Raw genomic sequence first — 20,871 nt, forward strand, 5'->3', positions numbered from 1 at the left:
GCCGAGCACCTCGAAGGTCGCGCCGTCGAGCGACTCGGTCGCCGTGGCCATCTCGCCGAGGTGGAAGAGCACGGTCACGAGGACAAGGAGCTTCTCGAAGCCTTCGACATCGACCTCGAGCAGGACGACGACGAAGAAGACCTCGTCATCCGCCCGCCCGTCGTGACCGTCATGGGCCACGTCGACCACGGTAAGACCAAGCTGCTCGACGCGATCCGCGAAGCGAACGTCGTCGCCGGCGAGTCCGGCGGCATCACGCAGCACATCGGTGCCTACCAGGTGTGGACGGAGCACGAGGAGATCGAGCGCGCCATCACCTTCATCGACACCCCGGGTCACGAGGCGTTCACCGCCATGCGTGCTCGAGGTGCCCAGGTGACCGACGTCGCGATCCTCGTGGTCGCCGCGGACGACGGCATCATGCCGCAGACCGTGGAGGCGCTGAACCACGCCCAGGCGGCAGACGTTCCAATCGTCGTGGCGGTCAACAAGATCGACTCCGAGGGCGCGAACCCGGCCAAGGTGCGCCAACAGCTCACCGAGTACGGGCTCATCGCGGAGGAGTACGGCGGTGACACGATGTTCATGGACGTCTCGGCGCTCAAGAAGATCGGCATCACCGAGCTGCTCGACGCGGTGCTGCTGACCGCCGACGCCGGTCTTGACCTGCGCGCCAACCCGCAGCGCGACGCTCGCGGTGTCGCCATCGAGGCGAAGCTCGACAAGGGCCGCGGCTCGGTCGCGACCGTGCTCATCCAGGCGGGAACGCTGCGCGTCGGAGACCCGATCGTGGCCGGCACCGCCTACGGCCGCGTGCGCGCCATGACCGACGAGAACGGCGAGAAGGTCGAGGAGGCGTACCCCTCGCGCCCCGTGCAGGTGCAGGGCCTCTCGAGCGTCCCGCGCGCCGGCGACACGTTCATCGTCACCGAGGACGACCGCACCGCCCGACAGATCGCGGAGAAGCGCGAGGCCGCCGAGCGCAATGCCCTCCTGGCGAAGGCGCGCAAGCGCATCAGCCTCGAGGACTTCACGAAGGCGCTCGAAGACGGCAAGGTCGAATCGCTCAACCTCATCATCAAGGGCGACGTCTCGGGTGCCGTCGAAGCGCTCGAAGAGGCCCTGCTCAAGATCGAGGTGGACGACAGCGTGCAGCTGCGCATCATCCACCGCGGTGTGGGTGCGGTGACCGAGAGCGATGTGAACCTCGCGACGATCGACAACGCGATCATCGTGGGCTTCAACGTGCGCCCCGACACGAAGGCGCGCGAGCGCGCCCAGCGTGAAGGCGTCGACATTCGCTTCTACTCGGTCATCTACGCGGCGCTCGAGGAGATCGAGGGCTCGCTCAAGGGGATGCTCAAGCCCGAGTTCGAGGAAGTGCAGTCCGGTGTCGCCGAGATTCGCGAGATCTTCCGCTCGTCGAAGTTCGGCAACATCGCCGGTGTCATCGTGCGCAGCGGAACCATCACCCGCAACGCGAAAGCCCGCGTCATCCGCGACGGCGTCGTGGTGGGCGACGGCCTCGCCATCGAGTCGCTGCGCCGCTTCAAGGACGACGTCACCGAGGTGCGCACGGACTTCGAGGCCGGTATCGGTCTCGGCAAGTTCAACGACATCCAGATCGGCGACGAGATCGAGACGATCGAGATGAAGGAGAAGCCGCGCGACTAGCGCGCGCCCTGCTCCCTCAGCCCCGGGGGGGCCACCCCATCCCTCTTCCTCCGAAGGAGACAGCACCATGGCGAACCCACGTGCACGCAAGGTGGCCGATCGCATCAAGGAGGTCGTCGCCAAGCGACTCGACAAAGGGCTGCGCGACCCGCGGCTCGGCTTCGTGACCATCACCGACGTGCAGGTGACCGGCGACCTGCAGCACGCCTCCATCTTCTACACCGTCTACGGCACCGATCAGGAGCGTGCCGACAGCGCCGCCGCCCTGACGGCCGCGACGGGGATGCTGCGCACCGAGGTCGGCCGCAACCTGAACACGCGCCTCACCCCGTCGCTCGAGTTCATCCCCGACGGGGTGCCCGAGAACGCGGCCTCGATCGAGGCGCTGCTGCGCGAAGCCCGTGAGCGCGACGAGCTCACCCACAGCTCGGCCGCCACCGCGCAATACGCCGGCGACCCCGACCCGTACGTCAAGCCGCGCGAGTGGGTCGGCGACGACGCGGACACGTCAGGGCTCGGCGACGACGCGGACACGTCGCGGCTCGGAGACGACGCGCCGGCAGACGACGGCGAGCAGGCGCGGTAGCTCGACCTCGGTCTAGTGGCCGAGATCGATCGCGCCGGTCGCCACGATCGAGACGACCGAGAGGATGAGCCCGCCCACGACGATGAGCGCGCCCATGCCGACCATCAGGGCGAGGCCGAGCTTCGTCACCACGTCGACCAGACGATTGCGGGGGGCTGACTGCATCTCGCTCATAGCGACAGTCTCGCAGTAATCGCTGGGCGCCGGGTAGATTTCCGCGTGCCTCAGGCTCCTCGGCGTCGGCTCATGCGCTGCACCTCGGCGTCGATGTCAGCCTCGGTGATGACAGAGCCCGGCCCGAATGCGTCGATCGCCATGAACATGGCGGCGATTCCCATGCCGCCGATGACGAAGATCGGCCAGAAAAAGGCGGTCGGCGTCAGGAAAGCCCACACACCGCTGACGATGGCGGAGACGGCCGCCCAGACCAGCAGAAAACGGAAGAAATCGCGCTGAGCCTTCAGGCGGCGGTAGGCCTGCTTGCGGACGCGCTCGGACTCGGTGGTGGTGTCGTTCGTGCTCATGCCCCCGAGCGTACGCTCGCGCTCAGACCGCACGCATCCTCCGAACGGTGGACGAACGCGTCAACCGGGCAGGGAGTATCCACTGCTCGGATCGCCGAGAGCGAGACCATCGACCAGCAGGCTCGCGAGCGCGCGCTCGCGCTGCACGGCGTCCGGCCAGAGCGACTCGATGACGTCGGCGGGCACCGCCGTGTCGCTGTGTCGCAGCTCGCGCAGAATCAGCCCGCGCACCTGACGATCGCTGCCCTCGAAGCGCGCCTGCCGCGGGGCCGTGGGGCCCGCGTACGCGGGGTAGCCGGCCGCTCGCCACGCGCACAGCCGCGCGAGAGGGCAGCTCTCGCAGCGCGGGGTGCGCGCCGTGCACACCGTCTGGCCGAGCTCCATCGCGCCCGCGTTGAACGCCCGCGCCTCGGCAGGGTCGCTCGGCAGCAGCGCCTCCATGGCGGCGAGATCGGCCCGTGAACGCGCGGGTCCTGCCTCACCCTGACCCGCGACTGCGCGCGCGAGCACTCGACGGGTGTTGACGTCGACCACCGGGGTGCGCACTCCGAAGGCGAACGCCGCCACGGCGCGCGCCGTGTACTCGCCGATGCCGGGGAGCGCGAGCAGAGCATCCACGTCGCGAGGCACCTCGCCGCCGTACTGCTCGCTGATGGCCACCGCGGCGGCGTGCAAGCGCAGCGCACGGCGCGGGTAGCCGAGGCGGTCCCAGGCCCGCACCGCGTCGGCGGGCGAGTCGGCGGCGAGCGCGTCAGGGTTCGGCCAGCGCGCGAGCCACTGCTCGAGGCGCGGGATCACGCGCGCTACCGGCGTCTGCTGCAGCATGATCTCGCTCACGAGCGTGCCCCAGGCGCTGAAGCCCGGCCGCCGCCACGGCAGGTCGCGCGCGTTCGCGGCGAACCACTCCACGACGGTCGACGCGAGTTCCCCGTCCGCCTCCCGCACGCTCACGCTCCCCACCCTACGACCCCCCTCCGTGTCAGATCTGGCGCTCAGGGGCGCTCGTAGTGCGCGATAACGCCCCCACGCGTCAGATCTGCGCAAAAGGTGGGGCGCGTGGCGCGGCTCGCGCCCAGCAACGCGACCTAGCGTGGCCGCATGCGGATTCTCGTCACAGGAGCGACCGGGTACATCGGCGGGCGACTCGTGCCCCGCCTTCTCGAGGCGGGCCACGACGTGCGCGTCATCGTGCGCGACCCCGCGCGGCTGCGCGACGTGCCCTGGGCGGACGACGTCGAGGTTGTGCAGGGCGACCTCGCACGCGCGGCAGACGTGCGCACCGCGGTCGACGGCATCGAGGTGCTCTACTACCTCGTCCACTCGATGAGCGGCAAGGGCGACTTCGAGGTCGTGGAGCGGCAGGTCGCCACGACGGTCGCCTCGGCGGCGCGGGATGCCGGGGTCGCCAGAATCGTGTACCTGGGCGGCCTGCATCCCGACGGCCCGCTCTCGCGGCACCTGGCCTCCCGCAAGGAGGTGGGCGACATCCTGCTGGCCTCCGGCGTGCCGACGGTCGCGCTCCAGGCCGGAGTCGTCATCGGGTCTGGGTCGGCGAGCTTCGAGATGATCCGGCACCTGACCGAGGTGCTGCCGTACATGCCCGCGCCCCAGTGGGTGCGCAACTTCATCCAGCCGATCGCGGTACGCGACGTGCTGCACTACCTGATCGGCGCGGCCACGCTGCCGCCGGAGGTCAACCGCGCCTTCGATATCGGCGGGCCCGACGTGCTGCGGTACGGCCAGATGATGAACGGTTACGCGGTCGAGGCGGGGCTCAAGCAACGCCCCATCGCGAGCCTTCCGGTGCTGACCCCCTACCTCGCGAGTCAATGGGTGAACCTCGTGACGCCGATTCCGCGCGCGCTCGCCGTGCCGATCATCTCGAGCCTGCAGTACGACGCGATCGTGGGCGAGTCGGACATCGACGAGCTCATCCCCCCGCCAGAGGGAGGCCTGACGGGCTATCGCACCGCGGTGCGCTACGCGCTCGCGAAGATGCGCGAGGGTGAGGTGGAGACGAGCTGGCGCAACGGCGCCGTTGAGGGGGCGCCGAGCGACCCGCTGCCGAGCGACCCGCAGTGGAGCGGCGCGACGGTGTTCACCGATCTGCGCGAGGTGGAATCCGACGCGGACCCGGAGCAGCTGTGGCACATCGTGGAGAGCATCGGCGGCGACAACGGCTGGTACTCGCTGCCGGTCGCCTGGGCCGCCCGAGGCCTGCTCGACAAGCTCGTGGGGGGAGTGGGCCTGCGGCGCGGCCGTCGGCATCCCGAGCTGCTCGCCCCCGGTGACGCCCTCGACTTCTGGCGCGTCGAGCAGCTCGATCGCGGCCGCTTCCTGCGGCTGCGGGCCGAGATGAAGGTGCCGGGCCGCGCCTGGCTCGAGTTCACCGTGGAGCCGCGGGAGGGTGGTGGATCGCGCCTCCAGCAGCGGGCGATCTTCTTCCCCTCCGGTCTCGGAGGCCGCCTCTACTGGTTCGCGATCCTGCCGTTCCACGGCGTCATCTTCGCGGGTATGGCGGCGTCGATGGCGGCGAAGGCGTCATCGTTGACCGACGCAGAAAAGGTAACGAAAACGTAACGACTGCGCTAGGCTGGGCGGGTACCGCAACGACGCGGCACACCCGACGGTCGAAAGCGAAGTCGATGGCGCGCACCACTCCGACGCTCTCTGCGGGATACTCCGCGCGTCGAGTCGCCGCCTGCTTCACCGCCACCGTGGCCCTCATCGCGGTTCTCGCGATCGACCACACCGCGGCCACCGTGTACGCCGCACAGCCCCTGGGCTCTGCGCGCCTCAACGACGGCATGCCCCTCACCGTCGCCCACCGTGGCGACCCGGCCAGCGCACCGGAGAACACGCTGCCCGCGCTTGAGGCGGCCCTCGCAAGCGGCGCCGACATCGTCGAGCTCGACGTGCGCCTCACCCTCGACGGGCATGCCGTCATCGTGCACGATGAGCTGCTCGACCGCACCACGAACGGCGCAGGCCACGTCGCTGAGCACACGCTCGCCGAGCTGCGTGACCTCGACGCCGGCAGCTGGTACGGCAGCGCGTGGGGCGGCACAGGCATCCCGACCGTCGACGAGTTCCTGCCGCTGCTGCAGCGGTCGGAGGCGCGCGCGCTCATCGAGCTCAAGGGAGTGTGGCCCGAGGAGGGCCTCGCCCCGCTCGCCGCGCAGATCTACCGGTACGGCGTGCAGGATCGCGTCGTCATGGCGAGCTTCGAGGAGGAGACCCTTCTGGAGCTCTGGCGCACAGCGCCCAGTCTGGCCCGGGCGGCGGTCGTAAGGCGACTTCCCGCCGACCCGGTGCGTTTCGCCGACCGTGTCGGCGCCTCGACCGTCGTGACGAGCCTGCGCTCGTTCGAGGTCGAGCCGCACGCGGTCGGCGCCCTGCACGACGCCGGCATCACCGTCGTCGTCTACACCCTGAACAACCCGCGTCTGTGGCAGCGCGCGATCGCCCTCGGGGTCGACGCCGTGGTCACGGATGCTCCGCGCCGGCACGCGCACTGGCAGCCGACCCCGGCCGACGGCTGACCGGCCGCCGGCTCGAGTCGCTCAGCGACGCTCGAGCAGTGCCCGATACACCTCGATGCCGTCGAGGAACGCGGTCACGCGCATCCTCTCGTCCTTCGCGTGGAGGCAGGCGCGCTCCTCGCCACTCATGCGGAACGGCGCGAAGCGGTACACATGGTCGCTGATGGCGGTGAACCAGCGCGCGTCGCTCGCCTGCATCATCACGTAGGGGGTGACGAGCAGGCCAGGGTGCACGGTGCGGATGGAGGCGACGAGGTCGTCCCACGCCGGGCCGCGGTCGGGGGAGACGGGGGAGGGCTCGCTCGCCTCGACGATGTCGATCAGCACGGCGTCGTCGGCGATCGCGCGGTGCACCTCGTCGACGGCGTCCTGGACGCTCGACCACGGGGCGATACGCATGTTGAGCGTTGCCTCGGCCGATTCGGCGAGCGCGTTGGGGGCGTGCCCAGCACGCAGCTCGGTGACGGCCCGCGTGGTGCGGGTGAGCGCGGCGGTCTCGGCACCGCGGCTGACGAAGACGCGTGCGAGCAGCGGCGCGAGCACGTCGACGGCCCCGAACACGGCCCGCAGCGGCTGCCGCGCCCGCGCGCCCAGCGTGCGGATCATGGTGCGCGTCGTCGCGCCGAGCCTCGCCGGCGCTGGCCGTCGGTTCAGGCGCAGGATGGCGCGCGCCAGCCGCTCGGTGGCGGCGAAGGCGGGCGGGCTCGCCGCGTGGCCGCCGTGCTCCTCGACCCGCAGCCGCAGCGTGGCGATGCCCTTCTCCGTGACGCCGATGACCGCGTAGTCCTCGTCGACGCCGGGGAAGACCTCGCGCACGATCGCGCCGCCCTCGTCAAGCACAAGGGCGGGCCGGATGCCCCGCTCCCGCAGCGCGTCCACGATGTCGCGCGCGCCGGTGCCGACGACTTCCTCGTCGTTGCCGAAGCACAGCAGCACGTCGTGCCGCGGTGCGCGGCCCGCGGCGAGCATGCGCTCGACTGCGCTGAGGATCGCCACCACGCATCCTTTGTCGTCGAGCGTTCCGCGCCCCCACAGCACGGCGGCGTCGCCGTCGCCGACGATCTCGGCGGCGAAGGGCGGGTGTCGCCAGCCCTCGTCGATGGCGGGCACGACGTCGTAGTGCGCCATGAGCACGGTGGGCTGGGCAGCGCCGGCCGGGTCGTTGCCCCGCCACCGGTAGAGCAGGGCGTGGTGCGGCTCGGCGCCGAGGCGCTCGAGCGCGAGCGTCTCGTGCACGCGGGGGACCAGCCCGGGCAGTGCAGCGATGAAGGCTTCGAAGGGGGCGGGGTCGGTGCGCGGCCCCGGGCCGGTGGCGGGCCGGGAGACGGTGGGGATGCGCAGCAGTTGCCGCAGTGCCTCGAGAGCGTCCGCGTCGCTGAACGTGTTCCGGTGCTCGTCGCGCGCGGCGGGTGCGGGTACGGTCGAAGCCATGCGCACCATCGTCGCACTCCTCTGCCTCGGTTTTCTCACGCCTCTCGCCGCGGCCGGCCCTGCCCAGGCGGCCCCGCCTGCCGTCGTGAGCGCTGTAAGCTCGACGACCGCCCCGCTCGTCGCGGTCGTCGGCGCGACGATGCCCGCCAACGTGAACGACTTCACGTTCGACCGTTTCGACGCGCAGTACGTGCTGGGTCGTGACGACGACGGTCATTCGACGCTCACGACGACGGAGACGATCGTCGCGCGGTTCCCGGAGTTCGACCAGAACCGCGGGCTCCGTCGTGCGATCCCGGCGACCTATCAGGGGCACACGACGAGCCTCAAGGTGATCTCGGTGACGGATGAGTCCGGTGCCCCTCGCCCGTACAGCGTCGACGCCGATTCCGGTGTCGTGACGGTGACGTCGGCAGTGCCGGAGGGCCAGTTCGTTCGCGGCGTGCAGACCTACGTGATCACCTACACGCAGCGCGACGTCGTCGACTTCTTCACGACCACGACGGCGGAGGAGTTCTACTGGAACGTCAACGGCACCGACTGGGCTCAGCCGTTCGGCCTCGTGCGCGGCACTCTGCTGCTCGAGGATGGCCTGGAGACTGCCCTCATCGACGGTCAGGTGGCGTGCTACCAGGGCTACGCCGGCTCGACGGATCCGTGCTCGATCACGGTCGAGGGCGCCACGGTCGTGGCGGAGGCGCGCGACCTCTTCGCGTACCAGAACGTGACGCTCGCGGTCGCGTTCGAGCCGGGCACCTTCGTGCTCTTCGACGATTCTCCGCTCGCCTCGCCGTGGTCGTGGGTGCAGTTCGCGGGCGTCGCCATCGCTGTGCTGGCGGCGATTGCGGCGATCGTGCTGCGGCGCACCCGTTTTCGGGATGCGCGGGGCCGGCCCGTGATCGTGCCGGAGTATCTGCCACCGAAGGGCATGTCGCTGCTCGACGCGGCGATCCTCACGCACCGCAAGTCGCGCGCCGTCGCCTCGCAGCTGGTCGACTTCGCGGTGCGGGGCGTCATCACAATCATGGAGGTCGACAAGGGCGGTCTTCTTCAGCGCCGGCAGTGGCGCCTGCGTCTGGAATCGGCCCTGGGAGTGGAGGGGGAGGAGCGCCGGCTGCTCACCTACTTCTTCGGCGGTGGACTGGCTGGCGGCACCGAGCACACCCTGAAGGCGCAGAACACGACGCTCAGCGCGAAGATCCAGAAGCAGCTCGCGCGCGTCGCGAAGTCGGTGCTGACGCGGGGCTGGAGACGGAGCATCCCCGCCAAGTTCTCGTTCGGGCTGACGTCTCTCGTGTCGGGAGCGATCGTGCTGTCGTTCATCGGCGGGGTGTCGCTCGACGAGGAGGGGCGGTCAGGCCTGACCACGTTCGTGCTCATTGTCGTGCCCGTGCTGTGCTTCTTCATCGTCGGCGGCAACCTGTGGAGGCAGCCGCTCACGGCGGAGGGCGCCGAGCTTGTCGACCATCTCAAGGGGCTCGACGTGTACCTCGAGCTCGCGGAGGCCGACCGCATGCGCGTGCTGCAGTCGCCCGAGGGAGCCCTGCGTGAGCCCGTGAACGCGGCGGACAGCGGCGAGCGGCTGAAGCTCTACGAGCGCCTGCTGCCGTGGGCGGTGCTCGGCAAGCATGAGAAGGAGTGGGCCGAGGTGATCGGCGAGTACTACGGAGAGGGGCAGCAGCCGGGCTGGTACTCGAGCTCGAGCGCGTTCAGCGTCGGCGCGTTCGCGGCGGGCGTCACCTCGGTGAGCTCGACGCTGTCGTCGAGCTACTCGGGCTCAAGCTCGAGTGGCGGTTCGAGCGGCGGCGGGTCGTCCGGCGGCGGCGGTGGCGGCGGAGGCGGCGGCGGGGTGTAAACTCGTACGCAGGCATTCCGCCCACCGGTCGTTCCTCGATCGGGTCAGGGCGTCGGAGTGCTGCGTCACGTTCGGCGGTACCGCAGTTCGAGTAGGCGGTATCGCGCAGTCACCGTTCGGCTGGCACACGCCGTGTTCCGGCCTTGTCGAGGAGGGGCATGGCCCAGACCGGCCAGCGTCAGAGGAAGAGTTCGTCCAAGTCGGGCGGCAACGGCTCGCGCCGTCGTCGGCCGCTCGACGAGCAGGGCATCATTCCGATTCTCGCCCGCGCCGTGCGCGAGGTGGAGAACGCGGCCGAGCGCGGCAAGGCGAGCCCCTCGAACCGCACCAAGTTCCAGGTCGCCGCGCTGCTGGTGCGCGAGGAGCGCGCGCGCGTCAAGAAAGACGCCGAGGTCAGCGACAGCGAGCGGGCTGAAGTGCTCAAGCGCCTCGACGGACTCGCGAGCATCATGGCCAAGACGGCCGCGCGCGACACCTCCCTCATCGCTCTGCTCGCTCCCGAGGCCAAGGTCTCCGACGCGGCGAGGGCGTTGCGGCGCGACATGCTTCTCGCGTCGGGAGCCGAGCTCGAGCCGGATGACCTTCTCATCGTGAGCGAAGCGGCACCCGTCACGGCCGAGGTCGCCAAGCAGGTCGTACCGCCGAGCGTCAAGCAGGCGCAGCTCGCGAATCCCTTCCTCGCGCCCGATCTGAGCGCGCTCTCGGCGGCGTCGGCGCCGGCCGGCTCGCGCCTGTCGAACTGGGAGCTCATCGAGCCCCTGTTCCGCTCGTTCGAGTACGGCGCGGGCGGTCAGGCCGCGTCGATGGAGCTGCCCGAGGCGGGGTCACTCGTGACCCCCGGCGGCATGGAGCTCATGCGTCACCAGGCCCGCCTCATCGAAGCCGTGCGCGGCGGTCACCGCACGTTCCTGCTCGCCGACGAGCCCGGTCTCGGCAAGACAGCGCAGGCGCTCATGGCGGCGAACGTCGCCGGCGCCTTCCCGCTGCTCGTCGTGGTGCCCAACGTCGTGAAGACGAACTGGGCGCGCGAGGTGCAGCGGTGGATCCCGCAGCGCACGGCCACCGTCGTGCACGGCGACGGCGACGATCTGGACGCCTTCAGCGACGTGGTGATCGTCAACTACGAGATCCTCGACCGTCATGTCGGCTGGCTCGGCCGGTTCGGCTTTAAGGGCATGGTGGTCGACGAGGCGCACTTCATCAAGAATGCGACCTCGCAGCGCACCCGCCACGTGCAGTCTCTCGCCGCCGCGCTGCGCGTGCTGCACCCGAAGGCGCTCATGATGGCGCTGACGGGCACGCCGCTCATCAACCAGATCGAAGACTTCCGCATGATCTGGAAGTTCCTCGGCTGGATCGACGACAAGAAGCCCACGGGCCGCCTCATGTCAGCGCTGGAGGAGACGGAACTGACGCCGGCAGACCCCGGCTTCTTCGCCGCGTCCCGCCAGTGCGTGATCGACATGGGCATCGTGCGCCGCAAGAAGGTCGACGTCGCGTCGGACATCCCGGCACGCCGCATAGCCGACATCCCCGTCGAGCTCGACGACGAGTTCGGGCGCTCGATCCGTGCCTCCGAGGCCGCGTTGCTCGCTCGTCTCGTCGACCGCTACCGTCGCGTCGTCGCGGCGCGCGAGGTGCCGCCGATCGGCGTCGACCACGACCTCGTGCGCCTCGTTGCGCACGCTGAGCTCGAGGAGTCGAAGGGCGCCTCGAACGGCGACAACGTCTTCACGATGGTGCGCCAGATCGGTACCGCGAAGGCGGTGCTCGCGGCGGACTACACGGCGCAGCTCGCCCGCAACGTGGGCAAGGTGGTGTTCTTCGCCAAGCACATCGACGTGATGGACGCCGCGGAGCGCCACTTCGCCTCGGTGGGCATGCGTTCGGTGAGCATCCGCGGCGACCAGAGCCCGAAGGCGCGCCAGGAGGCCATCGACGGCTTCACGAACGATGCCGACGTGAGCGTCATCGTGTGCTCGCTCTCGGCGGCGGGCGTCGGCATCAACCTGCAGGCGGCGTCGAACGTCGTGCTGGCGGAGTTGTCGTGGACGTCGGCCGAGCAGACGCAGGCAATCGACCGCGTGCACCGCATCGGCCAGGAGTTGCCGGTCACCGCGTGGCGCATCCTTGCCGCGCAGACGATCGACCTGCGCATTGCCGACCTCATCGACGCGAAAGCGGGCCTCGCGGCCCGCGCGCTCGACGGTTCTGACGTCGACGTCACCGCCGAGGGCACCGTGCAGGTGCAGGCGCTCAGCCAGATGCTCGCCGAGGAGCTCGAGAAGAACCTCTAGCGACGAGCGGCAAGCCGTTCGTCGGAGACGAGGTAGCGGATGCCCGCGAGCGGGATCGGCAGCCAGGCGGGGCGATTGCGGGCCTCGTACATGGCCTCGTAGACGGCCTTGTCGAGCTCGAAGGCGTCGAGCAGCTGACGGTGCGACCGCAGGTCCACCTCGCTCTCGGCGATATACCCGTCGAGGAACCCGGCCCGGGCCGCGCGGGCCCAGTCGCCGTCGACGGCCTCGCGCGCGGCCTCGTCGGGTGCCGTGTTGCGGCGCGCCCCGACGACGTAGTCGAACGAGCGCAGCATGCCGGCGACGTCGCGCAGGGGGGAGTCGGCGCGCGTGCGCTCCGAGAGGGGTCGCAACGGCTCGCCCTCGAAGTCGACGAGCAGCCATTCGCCGCTCGGCCGGCGCAGCACCTGCCCGAGGTGGTAGTCGCCGTGGATGCGCTGCAGCTTCGGCCAGGGCGCGTCCTGCGCCGAGTCGTAGACGGCTTCGATGGCGGGCCGCAGGGCGCGCAGCTCGGGCACGTCGGAGGTCGCGATGGCGAGGCGCTGGTGCCACCCGGCGACGAAGCCGACGATGTCGCCGAGCGTCGCTTCGCGCGTCGGCAGGCAGGCGGCAAGCCCCGTGTGCACTTCAGCGGTGGTGCGACCGAGGCGCGCGGCATGCTCGGTGAAGTCGTCGCCGTCGGCGGAGGACTGCAGGGCGATCTGCCAGCCGTCCTGCACGCCGGGGATGAACTCCTGCGCGAACGCGAGGTGGCCGACCGACCGCTCCTCCTGCTCGTAGGGGTCGTGCCATGCGCCGGAGAGAAAGCCGAGCATCCGCGGTACGGAGCGATAGCCGGCGCTCGTGAGAGCCGTCTGCAGCGTCACGTCCGGGTTCTCGCCCGTGTGCACGAGGCGGAAGATCTTCGCCACGACCGCGGCCTCTGACCCTTGGTCGTAGATGATCGATGTATTGGACTGCTCGCCGCCGTGCACGCGCGACCGCGTGTCGGCGCGCGTCACCGAGAGGCGGCGCAGCAGCTCGGTCGTGTACGCCGGGTCCCAGGCACCGTCGAACAGGTAGCGGTCATCGGCCGTGCGCCCGATGAGGTGCGGTCCGGCGCCCTTCGGAATGGTCGAGCGCTCGACGATCGGCACGTGGTACAGCGAGGGAGGATTGTTGGCGAGGTCTCGCACGAGGAGCACGATGATGCGGGTGTCGGAGTCTGCTGCGGTGGAGGATGCGGGCTCGCTCGACGGGCCGCTGTCGTGCCGCGCGGTTTCCTGTGCCTGCCATTCCTCCCGGAAAACCTCGACGAGCTGCGGGATGCGCCCTTTGCCGGCGTACCACCGCTGTCGCGTCATCCAGTCGGTGAGGCACTCCGTCGTGCTGTCCATGCATCCACCGTACAAGCACCGGCTAGGAGAGTCGTGCGTGCAGGTAGCCGTTCCAGGCGGCACTCAGGCTCGCGTCGATCGCGCGCTCGACCCCGTCGACGGCGCGAATGGGCGTCACGTGCCGCACGCTCGAGACGATCCACGCCGCGTCGGCGGCGTGCAGATCGTCGGGAGTGAGAGGTTCCATGACGGCCTCCAGACCCCACTCGGGTGCTGCGGCGAAGAGGTCGCCCTGCGTCGTGCCGGGCAGGATGCCGAACTCCACGGGCGGTGTCGAGAGCGTGTCGCCGCGGCGCAGCACGACGGTCGAGTTGGGGCCCTCAAGCAGAAACCCGTCGCTGGAGACGAACACGACATCGTCGGCGCCGCGTCGCTGCGCCTCGCGCACGGCGGCGCGGTTGACGGCGTAGGAGAGGGTCTTGGCGCCGGCGAGCAGCCAGGGGCTGGTCTGCGCGACGTCGCTGCGCAGGCCGCGGTCGAGCAGGACGACGCTGAGCCCGTCGGTGCGCTCGCGCCGGTAGTCGGGGGAGGGTCGGCCTTGAGCCCAGCCGGTGAGCAGGTCGTGCCCTTCGATGCCGCGGGTGAGGATGGTGCGTACCCACGCCTCCTCGTGGTCGGCGAGCCGCTGCCCGATCGCGAGCACGGCGTCGCGCCACACGCCGAGGTCGGGCTGCGGCAGGTCGAGCATGCGGGCGGACCGCGCGAAGCGCTCCAGGTGCGCGTCGAGGGCCTGCACGTGGCCTCGTCCGATGCTGTAGGTCTCGAAGATGCCGTCACCGCGAGTCGCCCCGAGATCGTGCACGTTCAGGTGCGGATGCTCGGCGTCCGCCTCCACGAAGCCGGTGGCCGCACCGGAGCCGTCGTGGGTGATGAGCAGCAGCGGGTGGGCGGGATTCGCGGGCGGTGGCGTGCTCGTCGTGGGGGTGGCGCCGTGCGTCATGCCCTCGATGATGGCAGGTCGACGGGGCCGGTGCCGCGTCGACCGTGACTGACTCCGCGCACTCCGCGGGTGTGCACGCGATTGATGACGACGGCGATGAGGGCGAGCACGATGATGGCGGCGGCGATCGCGACGACGTAGACGACGACGCCGAGCACGCCTTGGGCGCCGTCGGGGTTGAGGAACGGGTAGGGGAACCAGCCGTCGAGGAACTCGATGCGCAGCAGCGTGACGGCGACCCAGATGAGCGGGAAGCTGACGGCGAGCCACAGCGTCGACCAGCCGATGCGCACGCGACCGGGGGTGAGCAGCCAGTCGAGGGCGAAGTAGATGGGCACCCACACGTGCAGCGCCTGGTTGGCCCACACGGGGCCGACGTAGCCGTCAGCGTTGACGACTTCGCGCAGCAGCAGGTTGTAGACGGCGCCGGTGACGAGCGCGTAGGTGAACGCGGAGGCGCGGACGGCGGTGTAGAGACGGGTGTCCCGCTCCATGGCGAAGGCGAGCACGCCGCCGGCGATGAGCACGACGATGTTGATCATCGCGGTCTGGATCGTGAAGTACGCGAAGTACTCGGTCGGCTCGAACCGACCGAACGCGATCTGGTCGGTGATCTGGGTGATGAGCGCGACCAGCACGAGCAGTCCGACGATGATGCTGATGATCCCCGCGATGTGGCGGAGGGTGTGGAGTCGGGCTGACGCTGCGGCCTCGCCGAGGGGGGACGACGGAGTCACCTCGTCAACGTTACCGACTTGTGACCTGGTTTATCCAGGTGCAGAGGGTGACAATTCGGGGTACATACCGAGCGGTCTGCCTGTCGGGATGCTCAGGCGCGGGTCGATAGCCTGGCCGCATGACTTCTTCCGCATCCCGCGATGTCGGCCCCATGGTGCTGGGAGGCAACGTCTTCGGGTGGACGGCCGACGAGTCGGCGAGCTTCGCCGTTCTCGACGCGTTCGTGGAGGCGGGAGGGACCGCCATCGACACCGCCGACGCCTATTCAGCCTGGATCGACGGCAATGTCGGCGGAGAGTCAGAGCGCATCATCGGCGCGTGGTTGCGCGCGCGCCCAGGCATGCGCGAGAGGGTCAGCATCGCCACGAAGGTATCCGGCAAGCCCGACCGGCGGGGCCTTGCGCCCGCGAACGTGCGCGCGGCGCTCGCCGAGTCGCTCGACCGCCTGCAGACCGACTACGTCGACGTGCTCTACGCGCACCGCGACGATCCGGAGGTGCCGCAGGAGGACGTGGTGATGGTGTTTGGTGAGCTCGTCGCGGAAGGCCTGGTGAACCGCATCGGCGCGAGCAACTTCACGGCCGAGCGACTGCACTCGGCAGTCGATGTTGCGAAGGCGCACGGTGTGGAGGCGTTCACGGTCTCACAGGATGGCTACAGCCTCGTGCACCGCGACATCGAGGCGGGTCTTGTGCCGACGCTGACGCGCCTGGACATCATCGAGCTGCCCTACAAGGCGCTGCAGGGCGGTTTCCTCACCGGCAAGTATCGGCCGGGGGTGACCGTCGACTCTCCGCGGGCGGGTGCTGCGTCGCAGCTGCTATCGACGCCCCGCAATGTGGAGCTGCTGGATGCTCTGCGCGATGTCGCGGAGGGGCGCGGGGTCAGCATGGCGGCGGTAGCGCTTTCCTGGCTGCGGCAGCAGCCGCGCGTGGCGGCGCCGATCGCCAGCGCCCGCACCGTCGAGCAGCTGGCCAGCCTCGTCGAGTCGTTCGATCTCGTGCTCACCGAGGAGGAGCTCGCGCGCCTCGCCTAGCCGGGCACCTCGTCGTCGGCGAGGCCGAGCACGTCGAGGATCCACGCGAGCTCGATGGCGCGCTGCGTCCACGCCGCGTAGCGGCCGCTCACGCCTCCGTGGCCGGCCTCCATCTCGCACCGCAGCACGGCGTCGGCCCCGACCTCGCGCAGGCGCGCGACCCACTTCGCGGGCTCCACGTACAGCACGCGCGTGTCGTGGAGCGAGGTGACGGCGAGGATGCGGGGGTACCGCTGCTCGCGCACGTTCTCGTAGGGCGAGTAGGCCTTCATGTAGGCGTACACCTCGGGGTCGTCCAGGGGGTTGCCCCATTCGTCCCATTCGATGACGGTGAGCGGCAGCTCGGGCATGAGGATGCTCGTGAGCGGGTCGACGAACGGAACATCGGCGAGGATGCCCGCGAACAGGTCGCCCGCGATGTTCGCGACGGCGCCCATGAGCAGGCCGCCGGCGCTGCCGCCTTCGGCGACGAGTCGCTCGGCGGTGGTGACACCGGTGTCGACCAGGTGCCGTGCGCAGGCGGCGAAGTCGGTGAAGGTCGTCGTCTTCGAGGTGGTCTTGCCCTGCTCGTACCAGGCGCGGCCCAGCTCGCCGCCGCCGCGCACGTGGGCGATCGCGAACACCGCTCCGCGGTCGAGCAGCGAGAGTCGGGGAATCGAGAAGCCGGGGTCCATGCTCGCCTCGTATGAGCCGTAGCCGTAGAGCAGAACGGGGGCGGGCGCGACGCTGACCTTGGCCCGGGAGTCGCCTGCCGCCGAGTCGACGTCGAGGGCGGGCACCAGCCCGCGCTTCCACACGAGGGAGATCGGCACGAGGGTGCCGTCGTCGGCGCGCGCCCAGTCGCGGCGCTCCTCGTAGTCCTCCGGCGCATAGTCGCCGAGCACCGGCTGCCGCTTGAGCACCGTGATCGCCCCCGTGGCGACGTCGAGCTGGCCGACGGTGGTCGGCTCGATGAAGCTCACCCACCCGATGCGCAGCGTCGGCTGGATCCACTCGGGGTTGCCGCGCGTGCCGACGCTCGCGAGCGCGTCAGGGCCGCCGTGCACGGGCACGACGAGCTCGTCCCACTGCAGCTGCTCGGCCAGCGGGCGGTGCGGGTCGATGCCGCCCTCCTGCGCACCGTCGAGGCGCGCGACCGCGGTGCGCGGCAGGCCTTCACGGCGGTAGTCGAGCGTGAGGAAGGCCGCGTAGGCGTCGACGCCTTCGACCCGGCGGCCCGGCTCGTGCGGGATGAGCGTGTCGGGCTCGCTGAGCGGAGCATCCACGGGTACGGAGACGACCGTGAAGTCGGGGGCGTCGCGGTTGTGGGTGATCAGCCAGCGGTGCTGCCCGCCGATGACGGCATGGTCGAGGTCGTACTCGACGCCGTGCTCGCGCGGCCAGACGATCTGGAACTCGCCGGTCGGGTCGGCGGCGTCGAGCACCCGCGCTTCGCTCGTGATGCTGCTGGAGGCTTCGATGACGAGCCAGCGCTTCGAGCGCGAGCGGCCCGCGCCCACCCAGTAGCCCTCGTCGGGCTCGTGGAAGACGCGCACGTCGTCGCTCGCGGCCGTGCCGATGTGGTGGCGCCAGACGGTGTCGGGGCGCCACGACTCGTCGACCGTGCAGTAGAAGACGTAGCGCCCGCTGGGGTCGAAGAAGGCGCCCGCCGCGGTGCCGGGGATCTCGTCGGCGAGCTGCTCGCCGGTCGCGATGTCGCGGATGCGCAGCGTGTACCGCTCGTCGCCGACCGTGTCGACGCCGAACAGCAGCAGCGCCCCGTCGTCGCTCACGTCGAAGGAGCCCATCGAGAAGAAGTCGTGGCCCTCGGCTTCGACGTTGGCGTCGAGCACCAGCTGCTCGCCGTCGCGCGGCTGTGCGGGGTCGTCGAGCGGCGGCGGGGGAGTCCACACGGCCGGGTCGAGAGGGTTGGCGGGGTCGATCGGGGCGGCGGGCACGCGGCACTGCAGCCCGTACTGCTGGCCTTCGATCGTGCGCCCGTAGTACCACCAGTCGCCGTCGCGCACCGGGATGCCCATGTCGGTCTCCTGCGTGCGCGCGCGGATCTCCTCCACGATGCGGTCGCGCAGCGGGTCGAGGTGCCGCAGGCGCTCCTCGGCGTAGGCGTTCTCGGCCTCGAGGTGCGCGATCACCTCGGGGCTCTCCTTCTGGCGCAACCACTCGTAGTGGTCGACGACCACGTCGCCGTGGTGGCGGCGCTCGTGGGGCTTGCGGGCGGCGGTAGGCGCGGTCGGCGCGGAGGAGGTACTCATCGCCTCCAGCGTAGGCTGGTGAGGAGATGTCTGAATCCCCTCTTGCCGCCGGCCCGTACGAGGTGCTGGGCGTGAGCCCGACGGCGAGCGATGACGAGCTGAAGAGGGCGTACCGCGCTCGGCTGCGGGCCGCGCATCCCGATACCGGGGGGTCGGCTGCCGAGTTCGATCGCGTGCAACGGGCCTGGCAGCGGGTGGGCACGCCGGCGGCGCGCCGCGCCTACGATCTGGGTGCCGATGCTGACGGCGGCTCGCCGGGGTCGACGTGGGCGCAGTCGTCGTCGGGCGGCGGCATGCGGCGCGGGGATACGCGCCCCAGCGCGAAGGCGCACGGTCACCCGGGCGGGTGGTACCGCGAGCAGTTCCTCGACCTCATGAAGGAGTGGATCGGCCGCGGCGACGGCGACGTCGACCCGTTCGATCCGCAGCTGGTGCGCCGGGCGCCCCGCGAGATCAGGCACCTGCTGGCGGCGGCGATCGCGGAAGAGAAGTCGGCGACGGCGCTCGCGTCGCTCGGCATGGGCTTCACGATCTGGCACGACGTGCTCGCAGGGTCGACCCGCAACGACAAGGTGGACCACATCGTGCTGGGCCCCACGGGTCTATGGGCGGTGCTCAGCGAAGACTGGGGCGAGCCGGTGCGCATCAAGCGCGGCGAGCTGATCGGCGAAGGTCTCGGGTCGGAGGAGCGGCCGCTTCACCTGCTGGCGCAGCGGGCGAAGGTGGTGGCGCGGGCGGCGAAGGTGAAGTTTTCGGCGTTCGTGATTGTGGTCGAGGATGCTCAGGCTCCCGCCTCCCTCACCGAGCTGCGCTCGATCCGCGGGGCGCAGGGGCTGCTCGTGCAGCGGTCGCGGCTGGTGAACCTCATCCGCACCGGGCTGCCCGGGGTCGGGGTCGGCGGCACGGACCTGTTCGAGGTGCGCACGCGACTGCAGCAGACCGTGCGCTTCGTCTAGCGGCCCGCGCGCTGCCGGGCCTGGCGCGCCGGGAACGTGACCGTGCTGCCGTCGTGGCGCAACCCCCTTCCCACGGGCAGAACTTCGCGGCACGGTGGAGTCATGCCTGACTCCCGCCTGCAGACCGCACCGCCCGAGCAGACGCCGAGCCTCGTCGCCGACCCGGGCCGTCGACCGGCGGTGCTGCCGCGCTGGGTGGGTCGCGCCGACCGCGCGATCGTGCGCCGGCTCAACCGCGGCGAGTACCACCCGCGCGTCGATCGTGGCCTGCGAGCGCTCTCGCGCGGGGCTGATCGCGGTCTCCTGTGGTTCGGCATCGCGTTCTCCCTCGCGGCAGCCGGGCGCTGGCGTGCGGCGATCCGCGGCGTCGCGAGCCTGCTGACGGCCAGCGCGGTCGCCAACCTCATCGGGAAGCGGCTCTTCGGCGGGCAGCGCCCCGACCACTCGCTCGTGCCCGCCGCGCGACGCATCCGACGGCTGCCGACGTCGCCGTCCTTCCCCTCCGGCCACTCCGCGAGCGCGGCCGCCTTCGCGACAGGCGTCGCGATCGAGCGGCCGGTCGCGGGCGCCGTGCTCGCGCCGGTGGCGGTGGCGGTGGCGTACTCGCGCGTGCACACGGGGGCGCACTGGCCCTCCGACGTGGTGGGCGGCACCCTCATCGGCGTGGGCGCGGCGGGTGCCACGGCGGCGGTCGCGCGGTCGGCCCGCGCTGCTCGGCGCTCGGTCGAGCCCGCCGCCCCGGGCATCCCGCTGCCGGCGCTGCCGGAGGGGCGCGGGCTGGTCGTCATCGTCAACCCGGCCGCGGGGCTCGACGGCGACGCGGGTCACGAGATCGAGCGGCGGCTGCCGCGCGCCCATGTCGTGCGCACGACGCCCGAGAGCGATGTTGCGGCTCTCGCCCGGCGCGCGCTGCGTCGGCGCGGCTGGCGCCATGCGGTGCACGCCCTCGGTGTCGCCGGCGGGGATGGCACGGTGTCGGCGGTCGCCCAGGTGGCGCGCGATCACGGGCTGCCGCTCGCGGTCTTCCCGGCCGGCACGCGCAACGCGTTCGCCCGCACCGCCGGTGTCGCTTCGCTCGAGGACGCAGCCCACGCGGTAACCGACGGTGCCGGGCTTCTCGTGGATGTCGCCGACGTGCGCATCGGGGAGGGCGAGCCGTCGACGGCGCTCAACACCGTGTCGCTCGGGGTGTACCCGCAGCTCGTCGAGGAGAGGTCGCGGCTGGCGAAGCGCGTCGGCAAACCACTCGGCGCGGTGCTCGCCGCGCGTCGTGTGCTGCGCCGGTCGACGCCGTTCTCGGTGACGGTGAACGGCGAGTCGGCGTGCGTGTGGTCGGTGTTCGTCGGGGTGAACGACTACAGCTCGCTCGAGCAGGGCCCCCTGTGGCGCGGTCGGCTCGACGACGGCGTGCTCGACGTGCGCATCCTGCACGCCGGGCCGGGCGCGCGGATGCGCGTGCAGTCGTTCGCCGTCGACCAGGTGCGCATCGCCCTGCACGATCCCTCGGCGACTCCGGGGTTCGCCTGCGACGGTGAGGCCACGACCGGTTCGCTGGCCGGCGTGGTGGAGGTGTCGATGCGCTCGCGCGGGCTGCGCGTCTACGCCCCGCGCGCATCCGCAGGTGGGGCCGAGCGCTCGGGCGGGGCGCGGTAGCCTGGGGTGAC

Annotated in this window: 17 protein-coding genes; 9 read left to right on the forward strand and 8 right to left on the reverse strand. The window is 70.9% G+C overall.

What is annotated here, in order from left to right; translation table 11 throughout:
• Together infB and rbfA are read left to right on the forward strand one after the other, a co-directional pair.
• A partial coding sequence (infB, locus tag RJQ01_RS04325; RefSeq protein WP_350475495.1) for a translation initiation factor IF-2 occupies positions 1-1,674 on the forward strand: 1,674 nt, incomplete at its 5' end.
• A 67-nt stretch (positions 1,675-1,741) separates the two neighbouring features.
• On the forward strand, positions 1,742-2,260 hold the full coding sequence (gene rbfA / locus RJQ01_RS04330) for a 30S ribosome-binding factor RbfA (RefSeq protein WP_350475496.1): 519 nt from the start codon (positions 1,742-1,744) through the stop codon (positions 2,258-2,260).
• Positions 2,261-2,272: 12 nt separating this feature from the next.
• Here the strand turns inward: rbfA and RJQ01_RS04335 are convergent, their stop codons facing one another.
• The 3 genes from RJQ01_RS04335 to RJQ01_RS04345 are packed head-to-tail and all read right to left on the reverse strand — an operon-like array spanning position 2,273 to position 3,735.
• Positions 2,273-2,434: a hypothetical protein gene (locus tag RJQ01_RS04335; protein ID WP_350475497.1), complete on the reverse strand. Its 162-nt coding sequence runs from the start codon at positions 2,432-2,434 to the stop codon at positions 2,273-2,275.
• A gap of 50 nt (positions 2,435-2,484) precedes the next feature.
• Complete coding sequence (locus RJQ01_RS04340) at positions 2,485-2,784, reverse strand: 2TM domain-containing protein (RefSeq protein WP_350475498.1); 300 nt, start codon at positions 2,782-2,784, stop codon at positions 2,485-2,487.
• Between the two features lie 60 nt (positions 2,785-2,844).
• Positions 2,845-3,735 carry an iron-sulfur binding domain-containing protein gene (locus RJQ01_RS04345; RefSeq protein WP_350475499.1) on the reverse strand — a complete coding sequence of 297 codons (891 nt, stop codon included), beginning with the start codon at positions 3,733-3,735 and terminating at the stop codon, positions 2,845-2,847.
• Positions 3,736-3,882: 147 nt separating this feature from the next.
• Between RJQ01_RS04345 and RJQ01_RS04350 the strand changes: the two genes are divergently transcribed.
• Both RJQ01_RS04350 and RJQ01_RS04355 read left to right on the forward strand, forming a co-directional pair.
• Positions 3,883-5,364, forward strand: coding sequence for an SDR family oxidoreductase (locus RJQ01_RS04350; protein ID WP_350475500.1), 1,482 nt, complete (start codon positions 3,883-3,885; stop codon positions 5,362-5,364).
• A 65-nt stretch (positions 5,365-5,429) separates the two neighbouring features.
• On the forward strand, positions 5,430-6,326 hold the full coding sequence (locus RJQ01_RS04355) for a glycerophosphodiester phosphodiesterase (RefSeq protein WP_350475501.1): 897 nt from the start codon (positions 5,430-5,432) through the stop codon (positions 6,324-6,326).
• A gap of 21 nt (positions 6,327-6,347) precedes the next feature.
• On the opposite strand, the gene RJQ01_RS04360 is transcribed toward RJQ01_RS04355, so the two are convergent.
• The gene (locus RJQ01_RS04360) at positions 6,348-7,757 is read right to left on the reverse strand and encodes a M20/M25/M40 family metallo-hydrolase (RefSeq protein WP_350475502.1); all 1,410 of its coding nucleotides are present in this window, start codon (positions 7,755-7,757) and stop codon (positions 6,348-6,350) included.
• Here RJQ01_RS04360 and RJQ01_RS04365 point away from each other — a divergent pair.
• The gene (locus tag RJQ01_RS04365; protein ID WP_350475503.1) at positions 7,756-9,612 is read left to right on the forward strand and encodes a DUF2207 domain-containing protein; all 1,857 of its coding nucleotides are present in this window, start codon (positions 7,756-7,758) and stop codon (positions 9,610-9,612) included. The two genes, RJQ01_RS04360 and RJQ01_RS04365, sit on opposite strands and share 2 nt — an antisense overlap.
• 158 nt (positions 9,613-9,770) lie before the next feature.
• On the forward strand, positions 9,771-11,909 hold the full coding sequence (locus tag RJQ01_RS04370) for a DEAD/DEAH box helicase (protein WP_350475504.1): 2,139 nt from the start codon (positions 9,771-9,773) through the stop codon (positions 11,907-11,909).
• Here RJQ01_RS04370 and RJQ01_RS04375 read toward each other — a convergent pair.
• From RJQ01_RS04375 to RJQ01_RS04385, 3 genes are read right to left on the reverse strand one after another with little or no spacing between them, the layout of a single operon-like run.
• Entirely contained in the window at positions 11,906-13,285 is a 1,380-nt protein-coding gene (locus tag RJQ01_RS04375; RefSeq protein ID WP_350475505.1) for a maltokinase N-terminal cap-like domain-containing protein, read from the reverse strand. The genes RJQ01_RS04370 and RJQ01_RS04375 overlap by 4 nt on opposite strands.
• A 22-nt stretch (positions 13,286-13,307) precedes the next feature.
• Complete coding sequence (locus RJQ01_RS04380; RefSeq protein WP_350475506.1) at positions 13,308-14,225, reverse strand: aminodeoxychorismate lyase; 918 nt, start codon at positions 14,223-14,225, stop codon at positions 13,308-13,310.
• Complete coding sequence (locus RJQ01_RS04385; protein ID WP_350475507.1) at positions 14,222-14,962, reverse strand: Pr6Pr family membrane protein; 741 nt, start codon at positions 14,960-14,962, stop codon at positions 14,222-14,224. Before RJQ01_RS04385 ends, RJQ01_RS04380 begins: the two co-directional genes overlap by 4 nt.
• A gap of 119 nt (positions 14,963-15,081) precedes the next feature.
• Between RJQ01_RS04385 and RJQ01_RS04390 the strand changes: the two genes are divergently transcribed.
• Positions 15,082-15,999, forward strand: coding sequence for an aldo/keto reductase (locus RJQ01_RS04390; protein ID WP_350475508.1), 918 nt, complete (start codon positions 15,082-15,084; stop codon positions 15,997-15,999).
• On the opposite strand, the gene RJQ01_RS04395 is transcribed toward RJQ01_RS04390, so the two are convergent.
• Positions 15,996-18,251, reverse strand: a complete 2,256-nt coding sequence (locus RJQ01_RS04395) for a S9 family peptidase (RefSeq protein WP_350475510.1) — start codon at positions 18,249-18,251, stop codon at positions 15,996-15,998. The genes RJQ01_RS04390 and RJQ01_RS04395 overlap by 4 nt on opposite strands.
• Before the next feature lie 26 nt (positions 18,252-18,277).
• On the opposite strand from RJQ01_RS04395, the gene RJQ01_RS04400 reads away from it, so the two are divergent.
• Positions 18,278-19,207, forward strand: coding sequence for a DnaJ domain-containing protein (locus RJQ01_RS04400; protein ID WP_350475511.1), 930 nt, complete (start codon positions 18,278-18,280; stop codon positions 19,205-19,207).
• 102 nt (positions 19,208-19,309) lie between these two features.
• Positions 19,310-20,860 carry a bifunctional phosphatase PAP2/diacylglycerol kinase family protein gene (locus RJQ01_RS04405; RefSeq protein ID WP_350475512.1) on the forward strand — a complete coding sequence of 517 codons (1,551 nt, stop codon included), beginning with the start codon at positions 19,310-19,312 and terminating at the stop codon, positions 20,858-20,860.
• Positions 20,861-20,871: the final 11 nt, after the last annotated feature.

Source organism: Microcella sp. (assembly GCF_040286215.1).
GTDB lineage: Bacteria > Actinomycetota > Actinomycetes > Actinomycetales > Microbacteriaceae > Microcella.

Bases quoted from the DNA above. Each gene is read 5' to 3' on its own strand.
- RJQ01_RS04365 (WP_350475503.1), top strand. From the start codon at position 7,756: ATGCGCACCATCGTCGCACTCCTCTGCCTCGGTTTTCTCACGCCTCTC.
- RJQ01_RS04400 (WP_350475511.1), top strand. From the start codon at position 18,278: ATGTCTGAATCCCCTCTTGCCGCCGGCCCGTACGAGGTGCTGGGCGTG.
- RJQ01_RS04395 (WP_350475510.1), bottom strand. From the start codon at position 18,251: ATGAGTACCTCCTCCGCGCCGACCGCGCCTACCGCCGCCCGCAAGCCC.
- RJQ01_RS04335 (WP_350475497.1), bottom strand. From the start codon at position 2,434: ATGAGCGAGATGCAGTCAGCCCCCCGCAATCGTCTGGTCGACGTGGTG.
- RJQ01_RS04390 (WP_350475508.1), top strand. From the start codon at position 15,082: ATGACTTCTTCCGCATCCCGCGATGTCGGCCCCATGGTGCTGGGAGGC.
- RJQ01_RS04375 (WP_350475505.1), bottom strand. From the start codon at position 13,285: ATGGACAGCACGACGGAGTGCCTCACCGACTGGATGACGCGACAGCGG.
- RJQ01_RS04350 (WP_350475500.1), top strand. From the start codon at position 3,883: ATGCGGATTCTCGTCACAGGAGCGACCGGGTACATCGGCGGGCGACTC.
- rbfA (WP_350475496.1), top strand. From the start codon at position 1,742: ATGGCGAACCCACGTGCACGCAAGGTGGCCGATCGCATCAAGGAGGTC.
- RJQ01_RS04355 (WP_350475501.1), top strand. From the start codon at position 5,430: ATGGCGCGCACCACTCCGACGCTCTCTGCGGGATACTCCGCGCGTCGA.
- RJQ01_RS04360 (WP_350475502.1), bottom strand. From the start codon at position 7,757: ATGGCTTCGACCGTACCCGCACCCGCCGCGCGCGACGAGCACCGGAAC.
- RJQ01_RS04380 (WP_350475506.1), bottom strand. From the start codon at position 14,225: ATGACGCACGGCGCCACCCCCACGACGAGCACGCCACCGCCCGCGAAT.
- RJQ01_RS04370 (WP_350475504.1), top strand. From the start codon at position 9,771: ATGGCCCAGACCGGCCAGCGTCAGAGGAAGAGTTCGTCCAAGTCGGGC.
- RJQ01_RS04405 (WP_350475512.1), top strand. From the start codon at position 19,310: ATGCCTGACTCCCGCCTGCAGACCGCACCGCCCGAGCAGACGCCGAGC.
- RJQ01_RS04340 (WP_350475498.1), bottom strand. From the start codon at position 2,784: ATGAGCACGAACGACACCACCACCGAGTCCGAGCGCGTCCGCAAGCAG.